Source organism: Mycobacterium sp. E1715 (genome assembly GCF_001667625.1).
Lineage (GTDB): Bacteria > Actinomycetota > Actinomycetes > Mycobacteriales > Mycobacteriaceae > Mycobacterium.
In genome coordinates this window covers 1-5,430 of the sequence record NZ_LZJJ01000372.1, presented here as the reverse complement: position 1 = coordinate 5,430, position 5,430 = coordinate 1, and the positions used below count along the sequence as shown (strand labels likewise).

General features: G+C 67.0%; 5 protein-coding genes and 1 pseudogene. 4 read left to right on the top strand and 2 right to left on the bottom strand.

The genetic code is table 11. The features are described from left to right. Nucleotides 1-645 (top strand): annotated as a pseudogene (locus tag A9X03_RS18420) (dihydrodipicolinate reductase); the annotation flags it as partial. A 3-nt stretch (nt 646-648) separates the two neighbouring features. Here A9X03_RS18420 and A9X03_RS18415 read toward each other — a convergent pair. Continuing rightward, the gene (locus A9X03_RS18415) at nt 649-1,278 is read right to left on the bottom strand and encodes a TetR/AcrR family transcriptional regulator (RefSeq protein ID WP_067760862.1); all 630 of its coding nucleotides are present in this window, start codon (nt 1,276-1,278) and stop codon (nt 649-651) included. Nucleotides 1,279-1,371: 93 nt separating this feature from the next. Between A9X03_RS18415 and A9X03_RS18410 the strand changes: the two genes are divergently transcribed. Both A9X03_RS18410 and A9X03_RS18405 read left to right on the top strand, forming a co-directional pair. Continuing rightward, nucleotides 1,372-2,595 carry a cytochrome P450 gene (locus A9X03_RS18410; protein ID WP_082950135.1) on the top strand — a complete coding sequence of 408 codons (1,224 nt, stop codon included), beginning with the start codon at nt 1,372-1,374 and terminating at the stop codon, nt 2,593-2,595. A 2-nt stretch (nt 2,596-2,597) separates the two neighbouring features. Next, nucleotides 2,598-3,557: an SDR family NAD(P)-dependent oxidoreductase gene (locus A9X03_RS18405; protein ID WP_067889716.1), complete on the top strand. Its 960-nt coding sequence runs from the start codon at nt 2,598-2,600 to the stop codon at nt 3,555-3,557. Here the strand turns inward: A9X03_RS18405 and A9X03_RS18400 are convergent. Continuing rightward, on the bottom strand, nt 3,544-4,215 hold the full coding sequence (locus tag A9X03_RS18400; RefSeq protein WP_067760856.1) for a hypothetical protein: 672 nt from the start codon (nt 4,213-4,215) through the stop codon (nt 3,544-3,546). The genes A9X03_RS18405 and A9X03_RS18400 overlap by 14 nt on opposite strands. A 79-nt stretch (nt 4,216-4,294) precedes the next feature. Here A9X03_RS18400 and A9X03_RS18395 point away from each other — a divergent pair. Beyond that, a partial coding sequence (locus A9X03_RS18395) for a carboxylesterase/lipase family protein (protein WP_068262292.1) occupies nt 4,295-5,430 on the top strand: 1,136 nt, incomplete at its 3' end.

Below are 5,430 nucleotides of genomic sequence, written 5' to 3'. Positions count from 1 at the left end.
GTGCACTCGGCGGTGAGCCTGACCACCCGCGTCTCGTCGATCACCGTGCAGGAGATCTTCGACTACGGAAACTATGACGACGCCGAGTTCACCGGTGCCGCAATGGGCTTCGGTTCGGCACCGGACGACGACTCGCCGATGATGTTCCTGCCCGGGGTGATCGTGTCGATGTGGGGAGGCCAGGTCCGCAGCCTGGCAGACAACCTCGACATCGAACTCGACGACGTGCGCCAGCGCGTCGAACCCTGGTACACGCCAGAACGAATCGAATGCACAATGATGACGGTGGAGCCCGGCCGAATGGCCGCCGTGCGCTTCGCCACCGAGGGCGTGCGCGCGGGGAGGCCGGTGATCACCCTCGAGCACGTCACCCGGCTCACCCGAGCCGCGGCGCCCGACTGGGAGTTTCCCCCCGATGGGCATACCGGTGTGCACCGCGTCGTCGTCGAGGGTGAGCCGCGGGTGGAGATCAACACCCACGTTTCGCATCCCGTCTTGGATTCCACTGATGCCGGCTGCATTTCGACGGCGGCCCGCGTCGTCAATGCGATCGACTGGGTATGCCGCGCGCCGCAGGGGCTCATCGGCGTGGAGGACATCCCGCTGTCCGCCACGATGCGCGGTGTGATGTGGGACGAGCGGTAGGGCCTAGAGCGGCCAGCTGTTCGGCCCGATCTCGTAGCGCAGCGCGGCGGCCGGAGGCAACGACTGTCGTTCGTTGACCGAAATCGCATCGACGACGAGTGCGACGTAGCGTCGCCAGCCGTCGCTACCCGCATCCATCGTCGACAGCACGCTGAAGAGCATCGCGATCAGGCGGGGTAGGTCGTCGCTGACCAGGTCGGCGCGGATGCTGCCGGCTCGCTGACCCTCGAGGGCCAGCTCGGCGAGCGCGACGTTGAGCGAAACCGAGATGTCGGACGTGAGCGCCCCGGCCCGGCGCGCAGCGGTCAGCAGGTTGTGTTCGCGGGCCCCCAACGAGATTGCCGCTTCGATCAGTTGGGTGAGACCGCGCAGCGCGTCATCGGCACGGCGGACGGTCTCGATCACCGGCGTGAGATCCTCCGCGATGCTCTGATCCAGGGCGGCCCGCACCAGGTCGGCCTTCGTCGGGAACCTGCGGTAGAGGGTTCGCTCACCGACGCCGGCGCGCCGGGCGACGGCCTCCACGGGCGCATCCGGCCCCAGCTCGCCATAGACGTCTCGTGCCGCGCGCAGAATGCGCTCGACGTTGCGCGCCGCGTCCGCCCGCAACGGTCGATCCTCAACCGCGGTCATCCCGACAGCCTAACTGACGGTTGACTGCCAACTAGCCTGGCTTTACGCTCTAACAACTGGCAGATACCTGACACTTAATCAGAAACACGGTTCATGGCAATATCTTTCGATGCGTCGGATCCCTGCTCCGACGCGAATCTTCCTGTGCTGCCCGCCCCGCGGCCGGCGCATTGCCCGCTCGCAGCTCCGCCCGAGTTCGACGAATGGCGCAAACAGCCCGGCCTGCGGCGGGCGATGTTCCAGGGCAGCCCGGTTTGGGTGGTCAGCCGCTACCACGACATCAGGGCGGCGCTGGTCGATCCGCGCTTGTCCGCGAAGACCATTCCGGACTCCATCCTGCCGACGGACGCCGACAACAAGGTCGCGGTGATGTTCGCACGGATCGACGACCCCGAGCATCATCGGTTGCGGCGCATGATGACGAGCAACTTCACCTTTCGGCGTTGCGAAGCGATGCGGCCGCACATCCAGGAATGGGTCGACCACTATCTCGGCCAGATGATCGAGCACGGCGCACCCGCCGATCTGGTGCGCGAATTCGCCTTGCCGGTGCCGTCGATGGTGATCGCACTGCTGCTGGGGGTGCCGCCCGAAGACCTCGAACTCTTCCAGCACAACACCACCAAGGGGCTTGACCAGAAATCGACCGACGAGGAAAAGGGCCAGGCGTTCGGGGCCATGTACGCCTACATCGAGGAGTTGGTGCAACGCAAGGCGCGCGAACCCGGCGACGACTTGATCAGCCGCCTGCTCACCGAATACGTCGCGACGGGCCAACTCGATCACACCACCACGGCCATGAACAGCGTGATCATGATGCAGGCCGGCCACGAAACCACCGCCAACATGATCTCGCTGGGAACGGTTGCGCTGCTGGAACATCCCGACGTGTTCGAGCGGCTCGGACAGACCGAAGCCCCGGCCGTCATCGCCAACACCGTCGAAGAGCTGATGCGCTACCTCACCATCGTGCACAGCCAGGTCGATCGCGTGGCGACCGAAGATCTGACCATCGGCGGTCAGCTGATTCGCGCGGGGGAGTACGTCATGATGAATCTGCTCGCCGGGAACTGGGACGCCGAGTTCGTAAACAATCCCGAATCTTTCGACGTCGACCGAAACACCCGCGGGCACTTGGGCTTCGGCTACGGGGTGCATCAATGCATCGGAGCCAACCTGGCCCGGGTCGAGATGCAGGTCGCATTCGCCACGCTGGCGCGCCGCTTACCCGGGCTCAAACTTGCGGTATCCCCGGCGGAACTGAGGTTCAAAGACGCCAACATTTATGGCATGAAAGAACTTCCGGTCAGTTGGTGAACATGGCCACCGCGCTGCGATTCGACGGGCAGGTCGCCGTGATCACCGGTGCGGGCGCCGGCCTGGGCAGGCAGTACGCGCTGTTGCTTGCATCGCGTGGCGCGCGCGTCTTGGTCAACGACATCGGCGGCTCGGTGACGGGGGACGGATCCAACGCCGCAGTGGCGGGCGCCGTCGTCGACGAGATTTGCCGGCTCGGTGGTGAGGCCGCCGCCGACAACAACAGCGTGACGAGTCCCGAAGGCGCGGAAGCCATCATCGACACTGCCCTGCGCACCTGGGGGCGGGTGGACATCCTGATCAACAACGCGGGCATCGTCGGCGACGCGCCGTTCGAAGACATGACCGCCGACCGGCTCCGACCCCTGCTGGATGTCCACTTGAACGGTGCGTTCTATGTGACGCGGCCCGCGTGGCGGGCCATGCGCGAACGGCGGTACGGCCGGGTGCTCAACACCTGCTCGGCCGCGGGAATCCTTGGCGCCGAGCGCATGAGCAACTACGGCGCGGCGAAAACCGGGTTGATCGGGTTCACCCGGGTGCTGGCCGCCGAGGGCGCCGAGCGCGGCATCAAGGTCAACGCCATCGCGCCGATCGCCTACACCCGGATGCTGACGCACTCGCTCGACGGGGCGGGTCAACAGGATGACCCCGCGTCGCAGGCGGTGATGAACGACCTTGTGGGCCAATACCTTCAGAAGCTGGACGCGGCGCAGGTCGCCCCGGTGGCGGCCTTCCTGACCCACCGCGATTGCCCGGTGTCCGGGGAAATCTACACGGTGGGGGCCGGACACGTCGCGCGCTTCTTCATCGGCCGGACAAGGGGCTTCTACGACCCGGGGTTGTCGATCGAAGGTGTGCGTGACCATTTCGATGAGATCCGCGACGAAGCCGGCTACACGGTTCCGCGAGGGCCCGCGGACGAGATGGCCGAGCTGTTCGCGACGATCATGAACAGCTGAACGCCGTGCCGACACCGTCCGGCGCCGGCCCCGGCTTCAGGCAGCCGAACGGCTCGATGCCCGCGGGACCCAGGTGTGCGGCGGATTGGTGGGCGTAGTTCACGCAGTAGAGTCCGGTTTGATCGGCCCGGCAGCGATAGTCGCCGAATGACAGCGAGTCGCCGTTGGCCAATTCCGGACCGTTGCCGTTGATGAACGGACCGGGATCGGCGCGCGACGCACCCACCTGCAGATTCACGCCGTCGAAGGTCACCCAACCGCCCTGCCAATCGCCGTACGAGGTCGCGGGCGCGGCCGGCGGATTCGTCAGGCTGACCAGACAGACCAGGGCGGCACCCGTGTGCTTGGAATCGGTCATGCAGGATGCTTTGCCGGCGACGGCCGAGAACGCGAGGTCGTTGCCGAGCGGCGTGGCCGCACCGTCGCGAATCGCATCGTGATAGCGGCCGGGGTCCGCGGGATGGCCGGCCTCGATCCACGCGATGACGTCGGAGATCGAGGCTCCAGCCGCCGGCGCCGCCGAGGGGGCCGGCCCTTTGCCCCCGGAGGGGGTGGAAGAAGCGCTTCTCGACGTTGGCGTTTGCTGAGACTGGCCGCCGACCGTGTGCGAGCAGCCGGCGATCAGTAACGACGCTGCAAACAGCGCGACGATCCGCATCCAGTCAGGCTAAACCGCCGTGGCCGCGAATAAGGCGCTGCGCGCGCGTTACGCCCGTCATGTCGGCTAACGTCGGGTTATGCATCAGCGCACCGTCCGCGCACGCACGACCATCGGCACCGTGGAGGGTTTCACCCGCGACGGCGTCCACCGCTGGCGATCCATCCCCTACGCCCGGCCGCCGGTCGGGCCGCTGCGCTTGCGGGCACCCCGGCCGGCGCAACCGTGGTCGGGTGTGCGGCACTGCCACGGCTTCGCCAACTGCGCACCCCAGCAGCGCCGCTACACCATGCTCGGCTGGTCCGGTCTTGGAGGCCGTTATCAGCCGATGGGGGAGGACTGCCTGACCCTCAACGTCGTCACTCCCGAGGGGCCCGCCGAACAGCCGCTTCCCGTGATGGTCTTCATCCACGGCGGCGGCTACATCCTGGGTAGCTCGGCGACGCCGCTCTACGACGGTGCGGCGCTCGCGCGCCGCGGCTGCGTGTACGTGTCGGTGAATTACCGCCTGGGCGCGTTGGGATGCCTGGACCTGTCGTCCCTTTCGACCCCGGACATCCCCATCGACAGCAATTTGTTCCTGCGCGATCTGGTGCTGGCGTTGCGCTGGGTGAAGGACAACATCTCCGCGTTCGGCGGAGATCCGGACAACGTCACCATCTTCGGGGAGAGCGCCGGCGCGCACATCACCGCCACCCTGTTGGCGGTGCCCGCCGCCGAAGGGCTGTTCGCGCGGGCGATTTCGGAGAGCCCGGCCGCCGGCATGGTCCGGTCGCGCGAGACCGCGGCGGAATTCGCGACGCGCTTCGCCGAGCTGCTGGGCGCGCGCCCGGAAAACGCCGCCGAGGTGTTGATGCGGGCGTCGCCGGCGCAACTCGTGGACGCTCAACACCGGCTGATCGACCAGGGCATGGAGGACAGGCTGGGCGCCTTTCCGATCGGCCCCGTCGCCGGTGACGATGTCGTGCCCACCGATCCGGTCGAGGCGATGCGCGGGGGCCGGGCCCATCGGGTGCCGCTCATCGTCGGCACCAACGCGGAAGAGGGTCGGCTGTTCACCCGCTTCCTCAAGATGCTGCCGACCAATCAAGCCATGATCGAGGAGTTGCTGGCCGACACGGAACCTGCTGCACGCGAACGCATTACCGCCGCATATCCGGATTACCCCGCGCCATCGGCGTGCATCCAGCTTGGTGGCGATTTCGCGTTCGGGTC